At 34.9% G+C, this 2,911-nt stretch carries 2 protein-coding genes; both read right to left on the bottom strand.

Going from position 1 to position 2,911, the window contains the following annotated elements:
• On the bottom strand, positions 1-769 hold a 769-nt coding region (locus tag GGG_RS20140), incomplete at its 3' end, for a hypothetical protein (protein ID WP_010117841.1).
• Positions 770-780: 11 nt separating this feature from the next.
• A partial coding sequence (locus GGG_RS21605) for a DUF6765 family protein (protein ID WP_010117840.1) occupies positions 781-2,911 on the bottom strand: 2,131 nt, incomplete at its 5' end.

Genomic DNA, 2,911 nt, shown 5'->3' with positions numbered 1-2,911 from the left:
GATCATTTTTTTGAGTAAGAGTAAAAGTATTGTTATCGATGACTGTGTCAGGGGAGAATTTGACATACAGAGCATTGGGAATAGTGATTTTACCATCAATTTCATCTGGAAATATTTGCGCTGAAAAACTAATTAATGTTGATTTTGGTTGTTGGATTACATTAAATAATTGTCCATTATCTTTTAAATTAGCCTGAGAAATAATTTGATTATTTATTATTGTTGTATTGGAACGATAAACTGAAATATTTTTATTAATCAATAGCTTTGAGCTATCAACTATTCCCTTCCACCTCCAAAGAGCCAAGAGCAAAGAATGTGCCTTCATATCCTCAAATTGAAACGCTTTAATTAAGTCTGAACCACTATTCCCAAGATAAATATTGGCTTTTAGAATTATGCCATTTTTAATAATACTATTCCCCCCTTTTAAAACTAACCCTGGTTCTCCTTGCTGAGAAAAATCCCAAACATGTCCTTGCATATCAAGCTCTTGATTCTGAAACTCTAAAACTCCACCTACAGGATCTCTAGACCCTTTGTAACCACTACTTCCTTCGGCAGCGAGAAATGCCAACCAGTCCTTTTTCCGCTTTCTTGGTTCTAAGGCGATAAAATCACGAGTTGCACAGACTTTAGTTATTCTTTTTTCATTCAATATACTTTGCCCACATACTGGAAAGTTATATTCTAGTGTAGGTCTTTCTGATTTAGCAAAAGAACAACTTGATAACATTAAAAGGCTAAAAATAGGGATTGATTTTTGCATTAAGATATTCCTTATCGTGGTGCAGGTGGTGTACCTGTAATAGTGAATGGGCTAGATTGTAAGTTAAATATTGATTTTGTGGATAAGCGGTAATATTGAACAGCTGATTGTGTTGTTTCACTTTCTCCATCTTTAGATTTATATTTCTGTACAGATGTATCCCATACCAAATTGGTATATTTTTCTTTATCTGTTTTATTTAAGGTCTTAAATACCTCTATTCGGTTGGTAATTGCTTGAGGAATTGAGTAGCCATGTTTCCCTGCTATATAGCCACTAACAGGGTTTCTTGTTTTGTCAAAAAGCCTATTCTCGCTATTTTTCACATATTCAATCAATTCAAAATCCCCCCCTTGTTTTGGCTTATATCCCCAATTGGTTTTAATAGGGTGAGTTTGAACAATTTTATTTTCTTTTGTTACATAATCATAAGTATAAATATTTTGGCTGATAGGTGAGCCATTAAGTAAAGCCTGTAGATAAGTTATTTTCTCATCGATACTATCTAAAGATCCGACTTCAGCTTCATGATTTAAGTTTTCTGGAATGGCATTGTAAATGGATAAATAGTTTTTCAGTTCATGCCAAGGTACTGCTTTAACTTCACTAGCAGGTATTTTTAAAACAGTATTTCGGTATTCAACTAATTTTTTATAAACTTGTTCTTGCTCAACGATAGACCGAGTTTCATTCACAGCCCAATAGCCATAACCTACTAAATTTGTAGGTAACTCAAATTTCCCATAATGGTTATAAGTATAATCAGGATGAGAACCATGTGTTCCATGCCCAGCTCCAGCATTCACACCAAAAGGATCATTATCTTGATCACGATGAGCAAAGGTATCTTCAAAAGCATGTAAGTATTCACCAAAAAATTGCATACTTAGGTTTAGATTCCCACATTGTGCTGCCTTGTTATAATTTCTAGTTAATGCTTTAAGCTGAGGAATATTATTTAAATTTGATGTAAGTCTCCATTTTAGATAATCATTATCAGACATACCTTTAGGCTTTTCTAAATCCCAACTACCCAGTTCCATTCCTTGAAGTGGTTTAGTGTAGGCAAACCTATTATTTGTAAAATGATAATATTCTAGCCGTTCACTTGAAAAATTTTTAACTAGGCTTATTCCTGCTCCTGCCTCATCATCATAAGGACTAGTATTATCATTGGTATCTACAAACTGAGTTGCCAAAGCAATTCGTCTCGCATTATCGGAATCAATTCCTGCGGTAATTGCAAGAAAATAAGTCATGTAATAATGCATATCCGTTTGGTATAAACCATAAGGATCAACTTTGTTTAACGGATTATTACCCACATACAAATAAGGATTTAAACCATCGACAGTTCCCATTGGATCAGGTGTTAAATAACGTCCTACGACAGGATCGTATTGACGATAACCATTGTCATACAAACCTGTAATTGGGTCTTCATTTTGTCCAGGTAAACGAACCGAAATTGCATAACGCATATCATCTATCGATTGAGAAATAGGTAAATTTTTATTCACTCTAATGAGCTGGGCTTCATCATTACGTGTGCTAACCGTATTTAAACGTTCACCGAATGGTGAATAATCAGTTTGCCAACGGACAGTGTTATTCTTATCAAAAACCTTGACTGGCGCACCAATACGATTGAGCTGAACTGCATTAAACGAAGCTAAATCAGTATTGAACTGCTCATTCTGTTTTTGAGTAGAAATCTGACTAAATTGCATCACAGGTAAACCTGCAAGCATCACATAATCACGATCAACGATAACATCATTAAGTTCAGGTGAATGAATGTCTGAATACTTTTCAGTAGGCATACGCAAACGCTGCTGTTCCCACATTCGGATACCATTCACATAGCCATTACGTTGTGAAAACTCGCGCTGTTGATTTTTACTATTAAATACTACAGATCGTTTAGAGATTAAACCTTGTTGATTAAATTGTTGATCTATTGAAATATTACGATTTTGATCATTTATTCCTTTCCATACATTAGAAGAAATATCCCATAGTGGTGCACCACTATTTGCAGAAGGCACATAATCTAAAACAGTATTTACTTCAGACTCAGCCTGCCACCAAGCATGAGGTTGTCCAGTTTGTGCATAAGAAGCAAGGCGAGAGAGTTGACCC

The organism is Acinetobacter sp. P8-3-8 (assembly GCF_000214135.1).
Classification (GTDB): Bacteria; Pseudomonadota; Gammaproteobacteria; order Pseudomonadales; family Moraxellaceae; genus Acinetobacter.
Note: the sequence above shows the minus strand (reverse complement) of the source record. Positions and strands in the feature narration are given on the sequence as shown.